Genomic DNA, 22,880 nt, shown 5'->3' on the forward strand with positions numbered 1-22,880 from the left:
AAACGGGTGGTTGTTATTATGGAAAAATCAAATTCTAATTATTGAATAGAAGCCGGATATTGAATAGGGTAGAGTCCTAAATCAACAGGTCTTAGCGTAGCTGTATATTTAGCATTTATAGAATTTGCAAAAAGGTTTGCTATTAATGCATATCCCCTTGCGCTGGGATGCACTCCATCGAGTGAAAAAGCACCACCAGTAACATAAGCCGCCGTAATATGAAAATTCCCAAAACGAATTCCGCTTGAAGACAGTTGTGCCATAGTGGCTTTAGCATCTACAAAAGCTAATCCTTTAGCATCAGCAACTGCTTTGATGGTAACATTATAAGCATCTGTAGCAACTTTGACTTCCGCCACCTCCGCTTTAGATAAAACCCAGTTGTCAGCAAGAGGCACCGAAACGCCGTTTACAGCTGCAGCATTCCCTCCTACTAGTGTTCCAATAAAAGTTCTCGACGTAAGCACTAAAAGATCTTCTTTAGTTGCTTGTCTGAACGAAGGAACTCCAAAAGCACTCAAATTTGTCAAATAGCTATCTACAATCACCACGGCATTCGCTCCTGCAGCAAACTTAACAGTTCTTCTTGTTGCTTCAGCTGCTGTAAGTAACCCATTAGTGACCATTGCCTGCAAACCTCCATTATAAGCAGCATAACCTCCATTTAATTGTGCAGCCACAGCGGCAGTCAATGGAACTGGATTATAAGGAACTGTTGTAAAATAAGGAAGTGTAGTTACATAAGGAAGATTCGCAACCACCCCTTTTGCACCATTAGCCGTCAAGGCATTCACCAGCCCGGTATACACATTTGCAAAAACAGTTGGATCTGTAATATCATTAGAACCATAAGTAGCAGGGTTAAAATTTCCGGTTCTGTCCACTCCTATACCTCCAGAGGTAGCGTACGTCAAGACATCATTCCCGCCAATCCACAAGGAGAAGAACGTTGGTGCTTGAGTCAGGGCATCTGCTAAAACAGTCGTTCCTGAAGCTGAAGCAAAACGAGCAAAATACGGGTTAGCCGCACCAGAAGCCACTCCGGCTACGTTTCCATAGCCCGGGGCTACTAAATGAAAACTTTTAGCTCCTGGAATTCCTAGGTTGTTAATAGGCCCAGCTACTTTATTTGTAACTACTGTGGTAGGAGTACCGCTTACCTGAACAGGTCCTGAACCATTAAAATACAACCTATTTGTTGCAATTACATTCCCTCCCAACAATAAGCCACCAATATTATCATTGGTGTATGGCGTTTTAAATTCACCACCACCTGCTAAAGCGAACTGTTGCGACAGGATGTTTACATACGAATTTTCTTGTCCTTTTTTGAAAAGAGCGCCATCACTATATCCTGCGGCAAATGAATCTCCTAAAGCAACGTATTTTGAAAAACTTGCTGTTCCGGAAGTTATAGGAACCTCAACTGGCCCAGCATTGTCATCCTCGTTATTACATGCTGCGAAGGTTAGCGAAATCAACAACAGCCATTTGAAATTTTTTATCATAATATATTTTTTAAAATTATTGACTTTTCTGAACTACGGATTAATTGTCCAAGAAGCAAACCATTGCTGTCCGATGGCACCCGCTCCAATTACCTGAATATAATCCCTTCCTCCAATATTAGTAGCTCCCACTTTAAGCACTGATTTTAAGGCCGGAAAACCATAATTAATCTGAGCATCTAAGACCGTGTTTTCAGGAACAATTCCATCAGCAAAAGAGGACTGCCATAAATATTCCGTATTGTATCTCGCATTGATATTAAAACCAAAATTTTTGAATAATTTATCATTTCCTACAGACGCTTTAACCCTATGTTTTGGCGTATTGAAACCAGCTACAAAACCTGGATCTTCTGCTTGATCAAAACTAAATTCAGCAAAATTATAATTTACACCAACCTCAAAATCTTTATACACTTTCTTAGACAAGCCTACACCAAAACCTTGAGACGTGATTTTTGCAGTAGTATTCGTATACACTTGGTACACTCTTCTATCTCCATTACTTAATGCAGAAAGCGTCGCTAAAGTTGCTGGATTTCCAAAATCAAATGTCGTGTTAACGTCCCCATAATAAGGACTAATTACTCTTGAAACATTCATGAAATCATTATACACATTGTAATATCCATTAATATCAATTGATAAGTCATTATTTACAACCGTACGATATCCTAGCTCAAGTGCCTGAACTTCTTCTGGCTTTACCAGCCCTATATTAGCCACTTGCAACAAAGCTGCTGCAGCCGGAACATTAGCTGGATTAGCCGCTATTGCCGCACTAAAAGCCCGAACTGAAGCTAGCGTAAACGAATTGTTATACGCATTTTGTCCTGTTAATGTTAACGTAGCAGGAACGCCCATTGCTTGTCCCGCCGCACTAACTCCTCTAACCTCTGTAAAACGATCTAAGTTTTCAGGAGCTGAACCAATTAAAGCAAATGGCCCTAAGTCAAGACCAATATACTGGTCTTGAGTTGTTGGATTTCTAAAACCAGTTTGATAAGAAACCCTGAAATTATGTCTTTTTGACTCTCCCGCAGAATACACTAAAGAGACACGAGGGGATATATTTCCATTAAAATTTTGACTTTTATCGTACCGTGCAGACCCAGTAAATTTCAATCGGTCATCTAAGAATTTTTTAGTTAATTGCGTATAAGCACCATACTCATTATAACGTAAAGGACCATCAAAATCAGTGAAAATTGTTCCCTGAGAATTCATTTCATATTGTCTGAATGACCCTCCTAATTGGATCTCTGCAAATTTTATTAGATCTTTAAAATTATAATTTACATCTGAATGGTAAATTTTTGATTGATCAATAAATTTAGCTCCTTTGGTTAGATCCGGTTCCGCTATTGCAGTCGCCAAAGCACGATTGAATTGTACCGAACCCGGTTCAAATCGCGCACTCCCTGTTGGAGTTGGCAAAAAAGGAAGTCCAGCCGGTTTAATATTGTAATCGGCATAGTTCCTTGCATTCGCAGCAGATAACTGTGCATTAGTTCCCAAAACTGCACCTGAAAGTTGATATGCTGTAGCATAGTTCGTAAACCATTCTGTATCTGATTTTGCCGCTCTATTAACATTCCAAGCAGCAAAACGCATGTCATAGGAATTCCCTGCATCTTCATCCGTTATGTACCCTCTTACAAAGAAATTTTTTCCTTTTACTTCTATTTTAGTTTGTTGCATAAAGAAATCATTGAGTGCATATCTATTCGCTCCTTGATAAATAGTGCTCCCCAAACCTATTTTGTGCTGTAATATAATTTCGGTTTCCCCTTCCCATGGTTTAAAATGTAAAGAAAAATCTGCCTTTACACTTCTTACTTTATTGTCATTCAGGTCTTGTTCCCGGTATCCCGTTCTGCTTACCTGACCAACATTAGTGATGAAAGTAGTTACCTCATCACCGTATAAATTTAATCCGTCATAATTTTGATTATTAGCATGACCTATTGATCCGCCAGTAACGCTTCTTTGATCAGCAGCAATCCATTCTGTAGCTCTCATAAAATTAAAATTCCCTTTGGCGGCAAAATGCTTGCTGAACGCTTTGGCAGCTCTAAGTCCAAAATCAAAATAATCATTAGTTCCTGCTACTTTCTGGGTTGTTTGTCCATATTTTACGTAGGTACTGATCCCTTGATTTGTGAACGGATTTTTACTGTTCATAAATAAAATACCATTGAAAGCATTTGCACCATACAATGCAGAGGAAGCTCCCGGCAGTAATTCTACATTAGCAACATCAATATCAGAAAGTCCTATTAAATTCCCCAAAACAAAGTTTAAGGCCGGAGATGAATTATCCATTCCGTCTACCAGTTGCATGAAACGCGTATTGGCGACAGTTGAAAACCCCCTTGTATTAATCGATTTAAAGGAAATACTACTGGTATTAAAATGCACCTCTTTCAGGTTTTCTAAACCATCATAAAAGGTTGGCGCCGTGGTGTTTTTTATCTGCTGAATTCCCATTCTTTCAATAGTAACCGGAGACTCGATCACTCGTTCTGGTGTTCTTGAAGCAGAAACAACGATCTCATCTAGCTTGTTCTCTTCATCTAAAAGCTTTATGAGTAGTTTTTGACTACTAGAAACAACACTAATTTGTTGAGAAACAAACCCCACACTGGTCACCTCAATTGAATAAGGTGGTTTTTTAGAGGATTGCAATACAAAAGAACCGTCTAGATCCGTAATTGTACCAGAAGCATCTCCAACTATCTTGATGTTGGCTCCAGGAATTGGTTGGTTGTTACTATCAGTAACAGTACCTGAAATTGAGTTTTGAGCAAAGGTTAGACTGCAAAAAAACAATGACAAAAAAAGTAAATACACTCTCATTGGGTTCTATTTTGTTGGTTTAGGAAGCCAAAGTACAAATATTTTTGATATTAATAAAAAATCACCTGTAAAATTTCATATTTATCAGTAATTTTGCCTCATTTGCAGTTATTCTACATTTATATTTTATTTCAAAATGTTAAAATTTAGATTAAAAAATCAAAATTTCACTATGCATGCATATAAAAAATACATTTATCACAAAATTATTATTGATTTTTGGATATATGATAAAAGCGTCAAAAGAGCAAAACATTTATGATTCGTTTGTATTTCGGAAAAAAATTAAAGACAAAAGAAGTACTAATAAAAAAAGCCTCGAAAGTTTTTCTTTCGAGGCTGGCACTACTAAAAAGGATATCAGTAATATCCCTATTATATTTTATTTTATTCTACAGTAACCGACTTTGCTAAATTACGAGGTTGATCTACATTGCATTCCCGCATAACAGCAATATGGTACGACAAGAGCTGTAACGGAATTGTAGTTATCAGCGGCGATAAAGCATCTGAAGTTTCTGGTATTTCGATAACATAATCTGCTAACTCCCTAACTTGAGTATCGCCTTTAGTCACCACTGCTATAATTTTACCACTTCTGGATTTTATTTCTTGTATATTACTTACAATTTTATCGTAATGGCCTTGTTTAGGCGCAATAACGACTACTGGCATGTGTTCATCTATCAGTGCAATTGGTCCATGTTTCATTTCAGCAGCAGGATAACCTTCAGCATGAATATAGGAAATCTCTTTTAGCTTTAAGGCTCCTTCAAGCGCTACAGGAAAGTTATAGCCTCTCCCCAGATAAAGACAATTTGGAGCATCTTTAAACATCGCCGCAATTTCTTTTGCTCTCTCGTTTGTCTCTAAAGCTTCTTTTACTTTTTCAGGTATAATTTCTAATTCCTGTAAATAAGCATGAAAAACAGAATTTGACAATGTCCCTTTGGCTTTAGCCAAACGCAACGCAATCATAGTCAAAACCGTAATTTGAGTGGTAAAAGCCTTGGTCGAAGCAACACCTATCTCAGGTCCGGCATGTGTATAGGCTCCAGCATGTGTTTCTCTAGAAATAGAAGAACCTACCACATTGCATACTCCAAAAACAAATGCCCCGTTTTCTTTGGCTAACTTAATTGCTGCCATTGTATCTGCTGTTTCTCCAGATTGAGAGATGGCGATCACAACATCTTTACTGTTAATTATAGGATTTCTATAACGGAATTCTGATGCATATTCAACTTCAACTGGGATACGGGCAAATTCTTCAAATATATATTCCGCAACTAAACCGGCATGCCAAGAAGTACCGCAAGCAACGATTATAATTCTATCGGCGTTTAAAAATTTTTCTAAATTATCTTCCACACCAGACATTTGAATCAATCCCTGATTAGCATGAAGCCTTCCACGATAAGTATCTTTGATAACACTTGGCTGCTCATAAATTTCTTTCAGCATGAAATGATCATATCCTCCTTTTTCAATTTGCTCCAAATTCATTTGAAGTTCCTGAATATTCGGATTTACTAAAGAATCATCTTTAATTTTTCGGATTTTCATCGGTTTGTGCAACCTGATATTCGCCATTTCACCGTCTTCTAAATAAATAGCATTCGATGTATATTCTATGAATGGGGAAGCATCAGAAGCAATGAAAAACTCTCCTTCTCCAACACCTATAGCCAATGGACTTCCCAGACGGGCAGCCACAATTTCATTTGGATTTTTTTTGTCAAAGACAGCAATTGCATAAGCGCCCACCACTTGGTTTAAAGCGACCTGGACTGCTTTGCCTAATTTTAGATTGTCTTTTTTTTGTACTTCTTCAATTAGATTCACTAACACCTCGGTATCCGTATCTGAATGAAATACATACCCTCTTTTTATCAACTCTGCCTTTAAGGGCGAATAGTTTTCAATAATTCCGTTATGGATTATAGCTAGATCTCCCGAATTAGAAAGATGCGGATGCGAATTTACATCATTAGGAACTCCATGAGTAGCCCAACGTGTGTGTCCTATTCCAATTGTTCCGTTGGTAGTAATGCTAGAAGAAGCGCTCTCCTCCAGATCAGAAACCTTTCCTTTTGTCTTACACAGTTTCAAGTTTTCGCCATCATATAGCATGACACCGGCACTATCATACCCTCTGTACTCAAGCCTTTTTAATCCCTTTATTACAATAGGATAAGCTTCTCTATAACCGATATATCCAACGATTCCACACATAAATTTGACTTAATTTGGTTTTGTATAAAAAATTTCAAGTTTCAATCGTTTATCAACTGGGACGGTAGATTTTGAGCCATATAAAATAGTTCCCAAAGGACTCATAACAGAAGCTTTTGGCGCTCCGGTGATAAAAGAATTAGGAGTTCTCAATTTATGGGAAGGAAATACACTGATGTCTTCGGTAACAACAACACCTAATTTGACATTAGTTGAATCCTTAACATTGATAAGATTTCGTATTTGATTGGTTATTCTAATCTTGTATGTCAACCCTTTTTTGGAAGTAGCATTTACGTTAATATTCCCATCAAAAACTGTTTTTGCTTTTTTGAGATTGGCAGTATTAGACGTTAAGTCCATATAATAATCCACAATAGGCCGATTATTATTAAAATCATATAGATAGATCCTTTTTGGTTCATAACTACCTGACATAGCCTCCGCATCAATATGAAAAACAAGACTTGCTTCATTGATCAACCAGCCACTGTTCCTAATGGCTTCTAACTGACCCGGAGTGTTAAAAAGACTCAATACTGCAACGGATCCTTGGCCCCCTTTAAGGTATAATTTCTCGTCTCCTTCCGAAGTATTTCCCGTATTAGGCAAAGCATTATAGGCAAGTCCGCTACTTCCAAAATTGTTTTCTAACAAACTAACACAGTTTCCTGTCAGGTTCATCACTATGGTTTTTTTAACTCGTGTTGGGCTCCCTCCAGTAGTTGAGGCCAAATCTTCATTGTATTTTATCGTAATTTTTCCTGCTTTAAAGTCCAACATTGCTAAATTACCGGCACTTCCTGCCGCTTTCTCCATTTTAAAGTACAGGCCTCTAAAATAGTCTTTAAAAACATCATTTGTTGCTAATTTCCCCGAAGCAACAGCATCTATTATCCTTGTTTTAAAATAACCTCTATTTAGACTAATTTGCATTCCTGGAGCCGTTCTTGTTGTGGTAACAGCATTAGTTAAGGAATCCGTAACCGCGACTACATGCTCCGCAGGATCAAAGAAAAAAGCATCGTTTTGTGCTGTATCCACAGCGTCATTTAAACGACTGGATACTTTAACATTATCAAATTCTGTATTTTGGTTTGTAAAATAATTTTGAGCCTGTTGAAAACCACCTACCGGATCCGCATCTCTCATGTAGTAACCCGACTCATAGATGCTAATTTTCATTTTAGCTTTTTCAACACCATAAATTGAATCTAAGCGATACACATTTCCTGTTGTGGTAGATGAGGAGGTCAATGTGCTAAAATATGGAATTGTTAAGACTACACTTTCTATATAAGCATTTGCACCTATAGTAGATATAGGAGTGACCAATGTCAATTGTGTACCATAATTTGCTGTTACTTCGCCAAAATTAGGATTATTAAAAATCCCTAAAGGACTTACCGCAAGATTATTAGATTGTATTGGCCCCGTTTTTTGATTGTAGGCTATTACATCATACGTTTCTTTTTCCAGGTTAAAATTATTTTCACCTATTAAACCCGCTCCAATTTCATTATAATCTTTATCACAAGAATATAAAAAAGCAATACTTGCCACTACCAGAATTTTCTTAAAGAAAGAATTATTGTACATATTTAATAAAAAAGTTTAATTTAAAGAACCTCGTTTCTGTAGAAATTAGTATAAGCTTCCGCGAATGCATCTTTCGGGACGAAAGATAAAAAAGGTTTTCCTGAAGATTCTATAAATTTTGTTAAACTTGAAGACAGGTTTTCCGAGGCAATAATCACAGCGTCAGAATGTTTTATCGTGGCCTTAATAATATTTTCATAATCCGGGATTTCAAGATCAGCAATATCTTCTTTAGGTATGCCATCAAATTTTACTTTATTAATCATTCCAGCATCTAAAGTTCCTTCAAAAGACTGACTGTAAACCGATGTAACGATTTTTGTCTCTGAAAACAATGCTTCATTTTTATAATAATGTTTCATGTAAATGGGCAACATTGCCGCCATCCAGCCATGAACATGAATAATATCTGGCACCCAATTGAGTTTTTTCACGGTTTCTACCACTCCTTTTGCAAAGAAAATAGCACGCTCATCGTTATCCGGATACATCACGCCTTCTTCATCTGCAAAAGTCGCTTTGCGCTTGAAATATTCATCATTATCAATAAAATACACTTGTATTCGTTCCTTTGGTATAGATGCCACTTTAATAATCAAAGGCATATCCAAGTCATTCACTACCAAATTCATGCCCGAAAGTCTGATAACTTCGTGCAACTGATGTCTTCTCTCGTTAATATTTCCATACCTTGGCATAAAAATTCTTATCTGTCCGCCTTGATCATTAATCATTTTCGGAACGTCATAAGACATTAAAGAAACCTCGTTTTCAGCGAGATAAGGCACCACTTCAGATGATACGTATAATATCCTCTTATCTTTCATATTATAATTTACTTAATTTATTGGCAATAAAAACAGTGCAAAATTACAATAATTTATGCAGTTATTAACTAAAATAGTAAGTTTGCATTTAATTTTAATAATACAGTCATGCCTATTTTCTACGGAAAAGCATCTTTAATGAACTATTTGAAACCTATAAAAGCACTTCACTCCACCATTGGATTTGTTCCAACTATGGGTGCTTTACACCAAGGTCATCTGGCATTAATGCAAAAATCATTGTTGGAAAATGAGAATACGGTAGTGAGTATTTTTGTCAATCCTACTCAATTCAACAATTCCGAAGATCTGGCAAAATACCCAAGAACATTTGATGAAGACGTAAAAAAACTTACGGCTTTGAATCCAAATATCATTTTATACGCCCCTGAGGTGGTCGATATTTATGATGGAACACCCCTTGCTGAACATTTTGATTTTGATGGACTTGAAAATCAAATGGAAGGCAAGTTCAGACCCGGACATTTTAATGGTGTCGGTACAATTGTAAAACGTCTTTTTGAGATTGTTCAACCTACAAAAGCCTATTTTGGGGAAAAAGATTTTCAGCAATTGCAAATCGTAAAAAAAATGGTAGCTAAAAACCATTTAAACATAACCATAATTGGCTGCCCCATTTTTAGAGAGCCTAACAATCTGGCCATGAGTTCCAGAAATGAGCGTTTATCAGCTCTGGAAAGAGCCGAAGCAGCTATCATCTACAAAATATTAACTTCTGTAAAAGCCCAATTTTTTACAAAAAGTACCGCAGAAATTTCAGAATGGGTTCAAAAATCATTCCGGAACAATCCTACTTTTGTATTGGAATATTTCGTTATTGCTGATGAAGCAACCCTGCTTCCGTGTACCCGAAAACATAAAAATAAAAAATACCGTGCCTTTATTGTTGTAATAGTCAACAATATTCGTTTGATTGACACCATTTCATTAAATTAATTTACTTTTGTAGCATGCAAATTCAAGTTTTAAAATCAAAAATTCACCGCGTTAAAGTAACGGGAGCCGATCTGAATTATATCGGAAGTATTACCATTGACGAAACGTTACTGGATGCTTCTAACATCATTGAGGGGGAGAAAGTCTCTATTGTTAACATCAATAATGGTGAACGTTTTGAAACCTACGCCATCAAAGGCGAAAGAAATTCAGGAACCATAACCCTCAACGGACCTGCGGCCAGAAAAGTGCAAAAAGACGACATCATCATCATCATCTCATACGCAACAATGGAATTTGAAGAAGCCAAAACCTTCAAGCCTTGGGTTGTTTTTCCCAATGAAAAAGACAATTCTTTGACCTAAAACATTCCATTCTAAAACGGCTCTTTATGGTATCGTTTATGATACGCAAAAGGCCCTTGTCACTTCCAGCCACTGATGCTCTATTTTTTAAACAAGAAAAAGAAAAGCAACAGTGGCTAATTTTTTATAATGTAGTATATTGCTTCTCCTAGTGAGCGTGAAATACCCGTACTTTAACCAAACGGTTGCTACTAGAAAAACAGGATGCTATGAAAAGCCAAATACCAAAAAAATAATGTCAAAAGTAAAAACAACTTTTTTTTGCCAAAACTGTGGCGCACAATATGCCAAATGGCAAGGGCAATGCAATTCCTGTAAAGAATGGAATACAATAGCAGAAGAAATTATACAGAAACAAGAAAAAACAGCTTGGAAAAGCGAAACTACTTCTAGCAGTAAAGCACCAAAACCGTTACGAATAAACGAAATTGATTCTGCTCAGGAAATCCGAATGGACACGACAGATGGCGAACTAAATCGCGTTCTGGGTGGTGGAATCGTTCCCGGCTCCTTGATCCTTTTAGGTGGTGAACCCGGCATAGGAAAAAGCACGCTGTTGCTCCAAATCTCTTTAAAATTACCGTATAAAACTTTATATGTTTCAGGCGAGGAAAGCCAGAAACAAATAAAAATGCGTGCCGAAAGAATCACGCCCAGCGGTGACAATTGCTATATTCTTACCGAAACCAAAACCCAAAACATCTTCAAGCAAATTGAAGCCATACAACCGGAAATCGTGATTATCGATTCCATTCAAACCTTGCATACGGATTATATCGAATCCACTCCCGGCAGTATTTCTCAAATACGGGAAACCACTGCCGAACTAATCAAATTTGCCAAAGAAACTAATATTCCCGTGATTCTGATTGGTCATATCACCAAAGACGGTAACATTGCCGGACCAAAAATCCTAGAACACATGGTGGACACAGTTTTGCAGTTTGAAGGTGACCGAAATCACGTATATCGCATTTTACGTTCGTTAAAAAACCGTTTCGGATCCACTGCTGAAATTGGTATTTATGAAATGCTGGGCAATGGTTTACGCGAAGTTTCGAATCCATCCGAAATACTGATTTCGCATAAAGACGAGGAATTATCCGGAACAGCAATTGCTTCAACTTTAGAAGGCATGCGCCCGTTGATGATTGAAATTCAAGCCTTGGTAAGCACCGCCGTTTACGGAACGCCACAACGCAGCACGACGGGTTATAATGCCAAACGACTCAATATGATTCTGGCCGTTTTAGAGAAAAGAGCCGGTTTCAGGCTTGGCGCCAAAGACGTTTTCCTGAATATAACCGGAGGAATTTCAGTGGATGATCCGGCAATAGATTTGGCTGTAGTTGCCGCTATTTTATCCTCGAATGAAGACATAGCAGTCAATAAAGGTTTTTGCTTTGCCGGCGAAGTGGGACTTTCCGGCGAAATACGTCCTGTAAACCGCGTGGACCAACGCATTCAGGAAGCGGAAAAATTAGGTTTTTCGACCATTTTTGTTTCTAAATACAATAAAATTGCATTGAAAAATACCGGAATTAACATTCGATTAGTAGCCAAAATTGAAGACGTGGCGAGTGAGTTGTTTGGATGATATTTGTTGACAAATCTAAAATAACGTTTCTCTTATACATTTAGTGTTGCAACTAATTGTGATTGTTTGGTTTACGACGCAGAAGTTGTAGTCTTGATTTGTTTTCAAATACACTAAGGGCACGGATTGCAAATCCGTTATCGGGATATAAAAAACCGAAATACAATTACTAATGGCACTGCTGCCGCTAATATCAAAAACTACAACGCAGAAATGTTGTCGTTTTTTTATGTCCTAAAATGGAATAGTATTAATTTTATCCAATCAAAACTATAAAGAAAATTATAAAAAACTCAGCTTTAGTATTATTTTCCTTTTCTTTATGAATAATATTATAAACGCCTTGTATTTTAGATTCTTTTATTTTTAAAACTGTTTATGAAAACCAAAAAACAAAACATAATTCTAGCAACAAAAATACTTTTTGTATTGTTTACCACTATAATTATTGCTTTTTACCTCTTTCGTGATGCCGTTTTACAGCAAACCATTGCAAAAGTTTCCCATGAAATGAAAATGGATTACAACAGTACTTTTACGATAAAAAAAGCTTCTTTTGAAGGATTGTCCGGTCTAAATCTTACCGAAATAGCATTGGTTCCAAAAAATGCCGATACGCTTTTTAAAATTAAAAAATTAAAAACTAGTGTCAATTTGTGGCATTTGATAACCGGCGACCTACAACTTGGTACTTTAGAGGTTCAGAATGGTTTTATTCAATTAGTAAAAAAAGGGAAAAAGGGAAATTACGATGCTTTTTTAAAGAGTGACAATCAAACACCAGTACAAAATGAGAAAAGAGATTACGCTCAATTTGCCTACAGAATCATCTCAAAAGCACTAAATTTAGTTCCAACTGATATGATTCTGAACAATCTTTCGATCCGAATTAACGATAACGGAAAAAAAACAAACATCAATTTCCAAAAATTGCGATTGGTCAACAAGCAACTTGAAACTGCTATTCAAGTGCAAACCAACACCTTTACTCAGCACTGGAAAATTAAAGGATTTGCCGATCCCAGAAATAAAAAAGCCGATATTAGATTTGTTAATATCGACACCGGTGCCATCAAAATGCCGTATTTAGACGAGCGGTTCAACCTAAAATCAAGCTTTGACTCCATTCGTTTGAATATTCAAAACATAGATAAAGACGGTGATGAATTGCATATCGATGGGTTTATGGCTATTGCTAATTTAAAACTCAACCATCCTAAAATCGCCAGCAAAGATGTATTGCTAAAAAACGCCAAATTTAACTACCGTTTTCTTTTGGGTTCTGATTTTATTTCGATTGACAGCACCTCAACAGTTCAGTTAAACAAGATAAAATTTCATCCTTATGTGGCTTATGAAACTGAAAAAGACACGATTTATAAACTCAAAGTGAATATTCCAAAAATGAACGCGCAGGATTTTATCACTTCGCTTCCAGACGGTTTATTTGCCAATTTTCAAGGCATGAAAGCCAGTGGTACTTTTGATTACAAATTGGACTTTGCATTCAACCAAAACAAACCCAATCAACTGGTTTTTGACAGCAAACTAAAAAAAGAAAATCTAAAAATTACAAAATACGGTGAAGCCAACCTGAACAAACTCAATGGCGAATTTGTGTATCGCGCACTTATAAAGAACGTGTTGCTACGTCCGGTTTTAGTGGGCTCTGCTAATCCAAATTTCACGCCACTGGACCAAATTTCACCCTATTTACGAAAGTCGGTTTTGACAACGGAAGATCCTTCTTTCTTTTCGCATCGTGGTTTTATCAGCGAAGCTTTCAAACAATCCATCATCAAAAACATAAAAACTAAAAAGTTTTCCCGTGGCGCCAGTACCATAACCATGCAATTAGTAAAAAATGCTTTTCTGAGCAGGGAGAAAACAATATCACGTAAATTGGAAGAAATTCTATTGGTTTATATTCTGGAAAATAACCGGATTGTAAGCAAGGAACGCATGCTCGAAGTGTATTTAAATATTATCGAATGGGGTCCAAATGTATATGGAATTGGCGAAGCAAGTCAGTTTTACTTTCAAAAAACGCCTTTGGAATTATCGCTGAACGAATGCTTGTATCTTGCTAGAATCATTCCAAGTCCAAAAAAATTCATGTATCAGTTCAACGATCAAGGGATGTTGAAAGATTTTGCTGTAAAACAAGAATCGTTCTTAACCAATATTATGTTTCGAAGAGGACTATTAACTCCTGAAGACACGATTTACAAATCCTTACCAATTTTGATTTCAGGACCTGCAAAATCTTTTATCAAATTTAAAATACAAGATTCAACTCAAATAAAAATGGATTCCTTAGCCGTTGATGATGAATTTGATCTTTAATTATTAAAAACAACCCTGTCAGAGTTCCAAAATCTGACAGGGTTTATTAAATTAAGGTGCCGGATCCGGAATCACGGCTTGCACTTCATCAATCGCTTTTAAGATTTCATCCGAAAGTGACACTTGAATGGTATCAATATTTTCTTTTAATTGTTCCAATGTGGTTGCGCCAATAATCGTGCTGGTTACAAACAGCTGTTGGGCTATAAATGCCAACGACAATTCCGTCAAGGTCAATCCGTTTTTCTTAGCGATTTCCTGATATAGCCGCGTGGCTTCGGTGCATTGTGGACTGCTATATCTGGAATACTGCGGAAACAATTTGATTCTGGCATTTGGATGCGCTTCGCCAGTAAGGAATTTACCGGACAAAACGCCAAAAGCCATTGGAGAATACGCCAATAAACCAACATTTTCTCTCAGGCAAATTTCAGCGGACCCGTTTTCAAAAAGTCGGTTCAATAACGAATACGGATTTTGAATCGTCTTTATTCTTGGCAGATTATTGTATTTGCTTTCCTCCAGAAAACGCATAATTCCCCAAGGATTTTCATTTGAAAGACCTATGTGATTTATTTTTCCTTCCTTGACAAAACCGTCTAATGCTTCCAGCACATTATGAATATTATCTTCCCAAGCATCGTCTTGCACTTTGAAACCGCGTTGTCCAAAATAATTGGTTTTACGTTCCGGCCAATGCAATTGGTACACATCCAGATAATCAGTTTGCAGGCGTTGCAAACTACTGTCCAATGCAAACTTGATACTGGCGGGCGAAAAATCTAATTTTTCTCTCATGTAGCCAAAATTAGGATTGGGTCCGGCAATTTTGGAGGCCAAAACAATTTCTTCTCTTTTCCCTGTTTTCTTGAACCAGGTTCCAAGGATTTTCTCTGTACTTCCATAGGTTTCCTGACGCCCCGGAATAGAATACATTTCGGCAGTATCAAAGAAATTGACTCCGTTTTCAAAAGCATAATCCATTTGTGCGTGACCATCAGCTTCTGTGTTTTGTTGCCCAAAAGTCATGGTTCCAAGGCAAATTTTGCTGACTTTTATATCAGTATTTGGTAATGTTGTATATTTCATATTTAAGGAAATTTTATTTTATTTTCGAAAACAAAGATAAAATTAGTTTGCGGTTACGATTTAGTGTTAACAGAAAATTGACAAAAGTTTACAGGATGTTAAAAAAATAACCGCGAATTCGCAAATTAAAAGCCCTTGAAACGAAAGATAAAATTAGCGAATTAGCGGTTAAGAAAAGGTTTCTTTTTTAAATCATTAAGAGAGTAAGTTTCATTAAGAATTCACGCATAATTTTCTTAATTCCTTAATGGTTAAACTTATAAAACTGGAGATTATTTTATAAAACATCCCGTAGAGAACAAAAAAAGGTTCAAAGCATACACTCTGAACCTTTCTATACTTTAACCTTTAAACCTTAATTTATTTCATTCAGCATTTCGGCAATTTCATCTAATCTTGGGGTAAGAATGATTTCGATTCTGCGGTTCTTCGCTTTTCCGTCAGCAGTTGCATTGCTGGCTAGCGGAGAGAACTCTCCTCGTCCTGCGGCGGTAAGACTTTGTTTGTTGATTTTTGAGTTTTCGCTCAAAATAGCTACGATTGCGGTGGCTCTTTTGGTTGATAAATCCCAGTTATCCGCAATTGGTCCAGAAGCTGAAAAAGCATCATCATCCGTATGTCCTTCAATAAGAACGGAGATTTCAGGATTGTCTCCTAAAACTTTACCTAATTCTACTACTGCCTTTTTCCCTTCGGAACCTACTGACCAACTTCCGGAATTGAAGAGCAGTTTGTTCTCCATGGATACGTATACTTTTCCATTTTTTTGTTCGACAGTCAATCCTTTTCCTTCAAAACTATTCAAAGCATTAGAGAGTGTTTCTTTTAGTTTTTTCATGTTGGCTTCTTTGGCGGCGATCAAGTCTTCTAATTCTTGCAAACGCTGGGCACTTTTGCTCAAACGCTCTTGTTCTACTGCCAACGCTTTTGCTTTCTCATCCAATTGGCCTAGTAAATCACGATTTTTCTTCATGTTACTTTGTAAAGCCTCTCCGCTGTTTTTCTCTAAAGCGGCATAGGAATCCTGCAGGACTTCGAGTTTGTTTTGAGCAGCAGCATAATCTGCTTTCAATTTATCAAGTGCTGCTTTAGAAGCACTCAAGTCAGAAGTTAAAGCAGTCCTATCTAAATCCAATTGGTTTTTAGTTTTCAGCAAATCTTCATTTTCGTCCGTTAGGCTTCGGTTTTCCTTTTTGGAATCCGCATACTTGCTTTCTAAGTCATTGTATATTTTTTTTGACACGCAGGATGTTGAAAGTGCCAATACGAGTAATCCTAAGGAAAATTTTTTAATCATTTTAATGGTGTTTATATCGTTTTTATTGTTGTTTTGAAATCAAAAATTTGAATTGCATTCGGATGCCCTAGCCCCGATAGAAGTGAAAATCCTTTTCTCTCGTTTTTTAACGAGAGAAAAGATTGTAACGGATAGCGGGAAATAGCTCCTCCTTTGGCTGCGTTAAAGATGATTACTCTAATTCTACCAAGACCGGGCAATGATCTGAATGTACGGCATCTGATAAAATAACGGCTCTTTTGAGTTTATGTTTCAAAGAATTGGCAACTAAATTATAATCGATGCGCCACCCTTTGTTATTCCCTCTGGCTCCAGCGCGGTAACTCCACCAGGAATACTGGTGCGGTTCACTGTTGAAATGGCGAAAACTATCGACAAATCCGGACTTTATAAATCCGTCAAGCCAGGTTCTTTCATGGGGTAAAAATCCGGAAACGGTCTTGTTTCTAATTGGGTCATGAATGTCAATTGCCTCATGGCAAATGTTGTAATCGCCACAGATAATCAAGTTTGGCGTTTCTTTTTTGAGTTCATCAATATAATTCTTAAAATCATCCATAAACATGAATTTATGGTCGAGTCGCTCCATATTTGTACCGGATGGCAGGTACAAACTCATCACGGAAAAATCATCAAAATCAGCCCGAAGATTTCTTCCTTCAAAATCCATGTGGTGAATTCCGGTTCCGTGGACCACATTATTAGGTTTGATCTTTGAAAGAATCGCTACGCCGCTGTACCCTTTTTTAGTGGCTGAATAATAATATTGATACGGATACCCTGCCTTTGCAATAGCCTCCACAGGAATTTGATCCTCAGTGGCTTTGATTTCCTGTAGGCAAATGATGTCCGGATTTGCCTGTTGCAGCCAATCGATAAATCCTTTTGAAATTGCGGCTCTAATTCCGTTGACGTTGTATGAAATAATTCTCATAAAGTGTGTATTTGAATTTCTGTAGAAATAAATAATTCCCAAATGGTATTAGAAATGCATTTTTAGAATCTGTCAGAAAAAATCATGGTGTGTATATAACGATTTCAAATGTAATAAAAAAGTACAAGTTTGACTCAGAAAAATAGAGAAAATGGAGTTTTTTGCTATCTTTGTTTCTTGCTTTAAAAGAAAAAAATTCATGGGTTTAGTAACCGCCAAAGAAGTTGCAAAAGCAATAAATGCTGATAAGTATGGAGTTCTAGGTACCTTCTCAGGATGGATGCTTATGAAGGTGCTAAAGATTTCTACCTTAAACAAAATGTACGACAGAAATAAGCATTTGAAAGATGTTAATTTCCTGAATGGAATATTAGATGATTTACAAATAAAATTTGAAATTCCGGAAGAGGATTTAAAGCGCCTGCCAAAAGAAGGAGCTTACATCACGATTTCAAACCATCCACTGGGAGGAATTGACGGGGTTTTATTATTGAAATTAATGCTGGAGAGAGAACCCAATTTCAAGATTATTGCTAATTTTCTTTTACACCGAATTAAGCCGCTCAAAAAATACATCATGCCTGTGAATCCTTTTGAAAATCATAAGGATGCTAAATCAAGCGTGGTGGGAATCAAGGAAACACTGCGTCATTTAAGCGATGGAAAACCCTTAGGCATGTTTCCCGCAGGCGAAGTCTCTACCTATAAAGATGGTAAGTTAATGGTAGATAAGCCTTGGGAAGAAGGAGCTATCAAAGTAATTAGAAAAGCGCAGGTGCCTGTGGTTCCTATTTATTTTCATGCTAAAAACAGTCGATTATTTTATTTGCTTTCTAAAATAAGCGGGACTTTTAGAACGGCAAAACTGCCTTCGGAAGTCTTTAGCCAGAAACGCCGTGTGATCAAAGTGCGTATTGGTAAACCAATTTCCGTAAGCGAACAAAATGAGCACAAGACTTTAGAGGAATACTCTGAGTTTTTAAGAAAAAAAACGTACATGTTGGCCAATCCTTTTGAGAAAGAAATTCCTTTTTTGCCAACGCCTACTTTAAAAATTCCTAAAAGCCCAAAGACAATTGTCACTGCTGCCAACAGCGAAAAGATGATTGCCGAAGTTGATGCCGCCAGAAATAGCGATTGCCGACTTTTACAAAGTAAAAATTATGAGGTTTTCTTTTCTGAAGCCACTAAAATTCCAAATATCCTGCATGAAATAGGACGTCTTAGAGAAATCACTTTCAGAGAAGTAGGCGAAGGAACCAATGAGTCTATTGATTTAGACAAGCACGATAAATATTATCATCACTTGTTTTTATGGGATAATGAAGCCCATAAGATTGCCGGTGCGTACCGAATGGGATTGGGTTCAGAAATTTATCCGAAGTATGGAATCAATGGATTCTACCTCAACGATCTGTTTAGGTTTGAGCCCGAATTACATGATATGATGCACAAATCTATCGAAATGGGACGCGCTTTTATCATCAAAGAGTACCAACAAAAACCAATGCCGCTTTTCCTGCTTTGGAAAGGAATTATGCATACCACCTTACGCTATCCCGAACATAAATTTTTATTGGGAGGCGTGAGTATCAGTAATCAATTTTCAGATTTTTCTAAATCCCTAATGATTGAATTTATGAAATCCAATTATTATGATCCGTACATTGCGCAATACATTCATCCCAAAAAAGCGTATAAAGTAAAATTAAAAGATGCCGATAAGGATTTTATTTTTAACGAAACCGAATCGGATTTGAATAAGTTTGATAAAATTATCGACGAGCTGGAACCGGGAAGTTTGCGTTTGCCGGTTTTAATCAAAAAATACATCAAACAAAATGCAAAAGTGGTCGCATTTAATGTGGATCCGTTGTTTAATAATGCCGTAGATGGATTGATGTACATCAGGATTGCAGACATTCCGGAAAGTACCATGAAGCCCGTAATGGAAGAATTCCAGAAAGAATTGGAGCGAAAACTGAGCGAGAAAGAAGATTAATTTCAGAATCCCATTAAATAAGTAAGTCGAAAGTTTAAAAGTCGTAAAGTCAAAAGAATTAACTTTAAGTAAAACAGCTTTAAATCAGATTGTTACATAATTTTATCCTGATTTTAAAATACGACATTATACCATGGTTATTACTTAGTTGCTAGAAATTTTACAAATCAGCACAAAATTAATTCGTGGCAATTAGTAAAATTTGTGGTAGAAAAATACCCCCAAATAGTGTCTGACTTTTTGGGGACAGTCTAAAACCGGGATTTTTTTATGTTTTAAAACCAAGCCTTTTTACCTACTTGATACATTTGGTAAAACTCCTCGTCAGATTTTGTCAAATAAATTATTCCTTCGATAATACCTAAAATGTATGTCACCGTTCCGCAGGTAAAAAGACTAATTACCAGCCATATTATCCCTTCAGTAGTATACCCCAATAGGAATTTATGAATCGCAAGAGGACCTAAAAGTATCGCTAAAATTCCGGCAGGCAGCTTTTTATTGTTTTGACGAACTGGCAGCGGATTATTCCAATTTTCAATCTTCGAATTTTGCATAAATAATTTGTATTAGATTGTTTTTCAATGGTTAAAAATATAAAAATTATTGAAACACTCTACCAATTGGTTCAAAAATTCGGTTTTATTTCCTCCACTATTCAAAATCTATCCGAATTTTCTAGAGTTACAAACCTCCATAACGCCCACAATTATTACGCCTTCATCTGATAATTTTGCAATAAACGTTCTAAATCATCAACTGTAAAATTTTGCACGAACCGTTTTTCGCTTGGCTTAAAATGATTGGTACCATCCATAAACGGCTGCCATTGGATAGAACAATCCTTCCCATTTTGTCTTTCCACCAAAAAGTAAAACGATACGAATTGGCTTTAAACCAATATGTTATCTTCGCAACAAGCGACGAGTTTTAGGGATTTTTACTTTAAAGAAGAAACTCCAATTCCCGTATTGCGCTGCTACGGCACGACAAATTTTACCTATCTAAGATACTTTGCTTTTATTTTATCAACGATCACTTGTGCCAATCGTTCATGGCTTTCGAAAGTCCAACCGGCAATATGTGGCGTCAGAATTGCGTTTTTGGCTTTCAACAAATACTGAAAAGCCTCTGGTGTGTTTTTATCGTTAAAAAGGGTTTCAAAAGACAACTTCTCATATTCCAGAACATCTAAACCTGCTCCGAGAATTTTTCCGGATTGCATGGCAGTAACCAAATCGGCAGTGACAATATTCTTGCCTCGAGAGGTATTAATAACCCAAAAAGGCTTAAGAAATCCATTGATAAAATCAGCATTCACCATTTTATTTGTTTCGGAAGTCCATGGAACATGCAAACTCACTACATCTACTTTTTGCTGAAATTCTGCTAAGGAAACCTGCTTCGCATTAGCATCACCCACATTTTCCTGAATGTCATAACACAAGACTTCGACATCAAAACCACGGAGTTTTTTGGCAAATGATTTTCCCATGTTTCCGTACCCGATAATTCCAACGGTTTTACCGTCAAGTTCCTGACCGCGATTGCTTTCCCGGTTCCAATGGCCTGCTCGTATCTCGCTGTCAGCTTGATTCAATTTATTAAAAATGGATAAGATCATACCCAAGGTGTGTTCAGCAACAGCGTTTCTATTTCCTTCTGGAGCGGCAATAAGTGTAATGTTTTTAGATGCTGCATGCTCGCAATCAATGCTTTCCAATCCGGCTCCAACGCGAGCGATGAATTGCAAATTAGTAGCTTTGTCCAAGAATGTTTTGTCAATCTTGAAACGGCTTCGAATCACAACTCCTTGATAATCCTGAATTTTAGCTTCGATTTCTTCTTTTGAAGAAGTAAAATCACTGTGATTGATAAACCCGGATTTTTGCAATTCATTCCACAGTAAGGAATGATTGCTGTCGATATGAAGTATTTTGATGGTCATAATTGCTTTGTTTTTGCTACATCAAAGAAACAAAAAAATTACGGTTTATACTTTTAAGAACGGAAATTAGCTTTCAAAAGCTTAAATTTGCAGAATTCCTATTCATCATTTATACTATTAATTATAGGAAAAGAAAAACAACAAATGAGATTAACAAAAACATTCAAAGCCTTTTTTGAAAACGAAAAAGCGGGAGGTCTTTTATTACTCCTAGTTACGATACTCTCTCTTCTATTTGCTAATTCCCCTTTTCAAACTGACTATATTGCCTTTTGGGAAACCAATGTCGGCAACCATTCGATCACCCACTGGATCAATGACGGACTGATGACTATCTTCTTTCTTTTGATTGGTTTAGAGCTAGAACGGGAGATCTACAAAGGAGAATTGTCGAGTATTAGAAATGCCACTTTACCTGTTTTTGGTGCTTTAGGCGGGATGATTGTTCCGGCAGGAATTTTTTTACTGCTCAATTTTGGAACACCCACACAAAATGGTGCCGGTATTCCTATGGCTACTGACATTGCCTTTGCAATTGGAGTTTTATCGCTTTTAGGAAATCGGGTTCCTACCTCGCTGAAAGTATTCCTTACTGCCCTTGCTGTAATTGACGACTTAGGGGCTATTTTGGTAATTGCTGTTTTTTATACAAAAACAATTGCTTTTACCAATCTGTTTATTGCTTTTGCCATTATGGGTGGTTTATTTATCCTGAACAAAAGAAAGGTTCACAACCTTATCCCCTATTTAATTGGGGGTGCTGCTATGTGGTATTTTATGCTGAATTCAGGTGTTCACGCCACAATTACCGGAGTGTTATTGGCTTTTGTCATTCCGTTTGGAGACGGAGGCAAGAAAACATCATCTTATAAATTACAGCATTTTTTGCACAAACCGGTTGCATTTTTGATTCTGCCGCTTTTTGCCATCGCCAATACCAGTATTGCCATTGGTTCTGATTGGTCAGAAGGATTGAATCATACCAATACAATTGGGATCATGCTGGGACTTGTGGTGGGAAAACCTCTTGGAATTTGGCTTTTCTCCTTTTTAGGAGTGAGTTTAGGCATTTGCACGTTGCCCAAAGATTTAAATTGGAAAAAAATAATTGGGGCAGGAATGCTTGGTGGAATTGGGTTCACCATGTCCATTTTCATTACCCTTCTTGCTTTCAAAGAAAGTGGTAAAGAGGTTATTACATACTCTAAAATTGCCATTCTGATTGCTTCTTTTGTTGCTGGTCTGACGGGTTTCTTCTGGTTGAAATATACCTTAAGAAAACAATCTAAAAAGAAGAAAACAGCACTAGTATAAAAC

Annotated in this window: 16 protein-coding genes; 6 read left to right on the plus strand and 10 right to left on the minus strand. The window is 36.9% G+C overall.

Translation table 11 applies throughout. The annotated features are described in order from the left end of the window. Positions 1 to 38: 38 nt before the first annotated feature. The 5 genes from EKM03_RS00180 to EKM03_RS00200 all read right to left on the minus strand — a co-directional run bounded on the left by EKM03_RS00180 (position 39) and on the right by EKM03_RS00200 (position 9,028). Positions 39 to 1,508 carry an SGNH/GDSL hydrolase family protein gene (locus EKM03_RS00180; protein WP_126457950.1) on the minus strand — a complete coding sequence of 490 codons (1,470 nt, stop codon included), beginning with the start codon at positions 1,506 to 1,508 and terminating at the stop codon, positions 39 to 41. Between the two features lie 33 nt (positions 1,509 to 1,541). Continuing rightward, positions 1,542 to 4,367, minus strand: a complete 2,826-nt coding sequence (locus EKM03_RS00185; protein ID WP_126552976.1) for a carboxypeptidase-like regulatory domain-containing protein — start codon at positions 4,365 to 4,367, stop codon at positions 1,542 to 1,544. 387 nt (positions 4,368 to 4,754) lie between these two features. Beyond that, positions 4,755 to 6,602, minus strand: coding sequence for a glutamine--fructose-6-phosphate transaminase (isomerizing) (glmS, locus tag EKM03_RS00190; protein WP_126457944.1), 1,848 nt, complete (start codon positions 6,600 to 6,602; stop codon positions 4,755 to 4,757). A gap of 9 nt (positions 6,603 to 6,611) precedes the next feature. After that, the gene (locus EKM03_RS00195; RefSeq protein WP_126567881.1) at positions 6,612 to 8,201 is read right to left on the minus strand and encodes a DUF4270 domain-containing protein; all 1,590 of its coding nucleotides are present in this window, start codon (positions 8,199 to 8,201) and stop codon (positions 6,612 to 6,614) included. A 20-nt stretch (positions 8,202 to 8,221) separates the two neighbouring features. Continuing rightward, on the minus strand, positions 8,222 to 9,028 hold the full coding sequence (locus EKM03_RS00200; RefSeq protein WP_126457938.1) for a glycogen/starch synthase: 807 nt from the start codon (positions 9,026 to 9,028) through the stop codon (positions 8,222 to 8,224). Positions 9,029 to 9,136: 108 nt separating this feature from the next. Between EKM03_RS00200 and panC the strand changes: the two genes are divergently transcribed. The 4 genes from panC to EKM03_RS00220 all read left to right on the plus strand — a co-directional run bounded on the left by panC (position 9,137) and on the right by EKM03_RS00220 (position 14,293). Further along, the gene (panC, locus tag EKM03_RS00205) at positions 9,137 to 9,985 is read left to right on the plus strand and encodes a pantoate--beta-alanine ligase (protein WP_126552972.1); all 849 of its coding nucleotides are present in this window, start codon (positions 9,137 to 9,139) and stop codon (positions 9,983 to 9,985) included. A gap of 14 nt (positions 9,986 to 9,999) precedes the next feature. Beyond that, on the plus strand, positions 10,000 to 10,350 hold the full coding sequence (gene panD, locus EKM03_RS00210; RefSeq protein WP_126451936.1) for an aspartate 1-decarboxylase: 351 nt from the start codon (positions 10,000 to 10,002) through the stop codon (positions 10,348 to 10,350). A gap of 235 nt (positions 10,351 to 10,585) precedes the next feature. Then, complete coding sequence (gene radA, locus EKM03_RS00215; RefSeq protein ID WP_126451935.1) at positions 10,586 to 11,947, plus strand: DNA repair protein RadA; 1,362 nt, start codon at positions 10,586 to 10,588, stop codon at positions 11,945 to 11,947. 378 nt (positions 11,948 to 12,325) lie between these two features. Next, complete coding sequence (locus EKM03_RS00220) at positions 12,326 to 14,293, plus strand: transglycosylase domain-containing protein (protein WP_126739677.1); 1,968 nt, start codon at positions 12,326 to 12,328, stop codon at positions 14,291 to 14,293. A gap of 51 nt (positions 14,294 to 14,344) precedes the next feature. Here EKM03_RS00220 and EKM03_RS00225 read toward each other — a convergent pair whose 3' ends face one another. From EKM03_RS00225 to EKM03_RS00235, 3 genes are all read right to left on the minus strand, one after another. Then, on the minus strand, positions 14,345 to 15,382 hold the full coding sequence (locus tag EKM03_RS00225; protein WP_126457926.1) for an aldo/keto reductase: 1,038 nt from the start codon (positions 15,380 to 15,382) through the stop codon (positions 14,345 to 14,347). A 355-nt stretch (positions 15,383 to 15,737) separates the two neighbouring features. Further along, complete coding sequence (locus tag EKM03_RS00230) at positions 15,738 to 16,679, minus strand: OmpA family protein (RefSeq protein ID WP_126457923.1); 942 nt, start codon at positions 16,677 to 16,679, stop codon at positions 15,738 to 15,740. Between the two features lie 172 nt (positions 16,680 to 16,851). Continuing rightward, a complete protein-coding gene (locus tag EKM03_RS00235) occupies positions 16,852 to 17,613 on the minus strand; it encodes an exodeoxyribonuclease III (protein ID WP_126457920.1) in 762 nt (253 codons plus the stop codon). 199 nt (positions 17,614 to 17,812) lie between these two features. Between EKM03_RS00235 and EKM03_RS00240 the strand changes: the two genes are divergently transcribed. Continuing rightward, entirely contained in the window at positions 17,813 to 19,615 is a 1,803-nt protein-coding gene (locus EKM03_RS00240) for a lysophospholipid acyltransferase family protein (protein WP_126457917.1), read from the plus strand. Between the two features lie 275 nt (positions 19,616 to 19,890). Here EKM03_RS00240 and EKM03_RS00245 read toward each other — a convergent pair whose 3' ends face one another. Then, on the minus strand, positions 19,891 to 20,172 hold the full coding sequence (locus tag EKM03_RS00245; RefSeq protein WP_126451929.1) for a TM2 domain-containing protein: 282 nt from the start codon (positions 20,170 to 20,172) through the stop codon (positions 19,891 to 19,893). Between the two features lie 443 nt (positions 20,173 to 20,615). Then, the gene (locus EKM03_RS00250) at positions 20,616 to 21,563 is read right to left on the minus strand and encodes a 2-hydroxyacid dehydrogenase (protein ID WP_126561314.1); all 948 of its coding nucleotides are present in this window, start codon (positions 21,561 to 21,563) and stop codon (positions 20,616 to 20,618) included. A 144-nt stretch (positions 21,564 to 21,707) separates the two neighbouring features. Here EKM03_RS00250 and nhaA point away from each other — a divergent pair, with 144 nt between their 5' ends. Next, complete coding sequence (gene nhaA, locus EKM03_RS00255) at positions 21,708 to 22,877, plus strand: Na+/H+ antiporter NhaA (protein WP_126451927.1); 1,170 nt, start codon at positions 21,708 to 21,710, stop codon at positions 22,875 to 22,877. The last annotated feature ends 3 nt before the right edge of the window (positions 22,878 to 22,880 follow it).

The sequence above is a fragment of the Flavobacterium sp. GSP6 genome, assembly GCF_003984855.1.
Taxonomy (GTDB): Bacteria; Bacteroidota; Bacteroidia; order Flavobacteriales; family Flavobacteriaceae; genus Flavobacterium.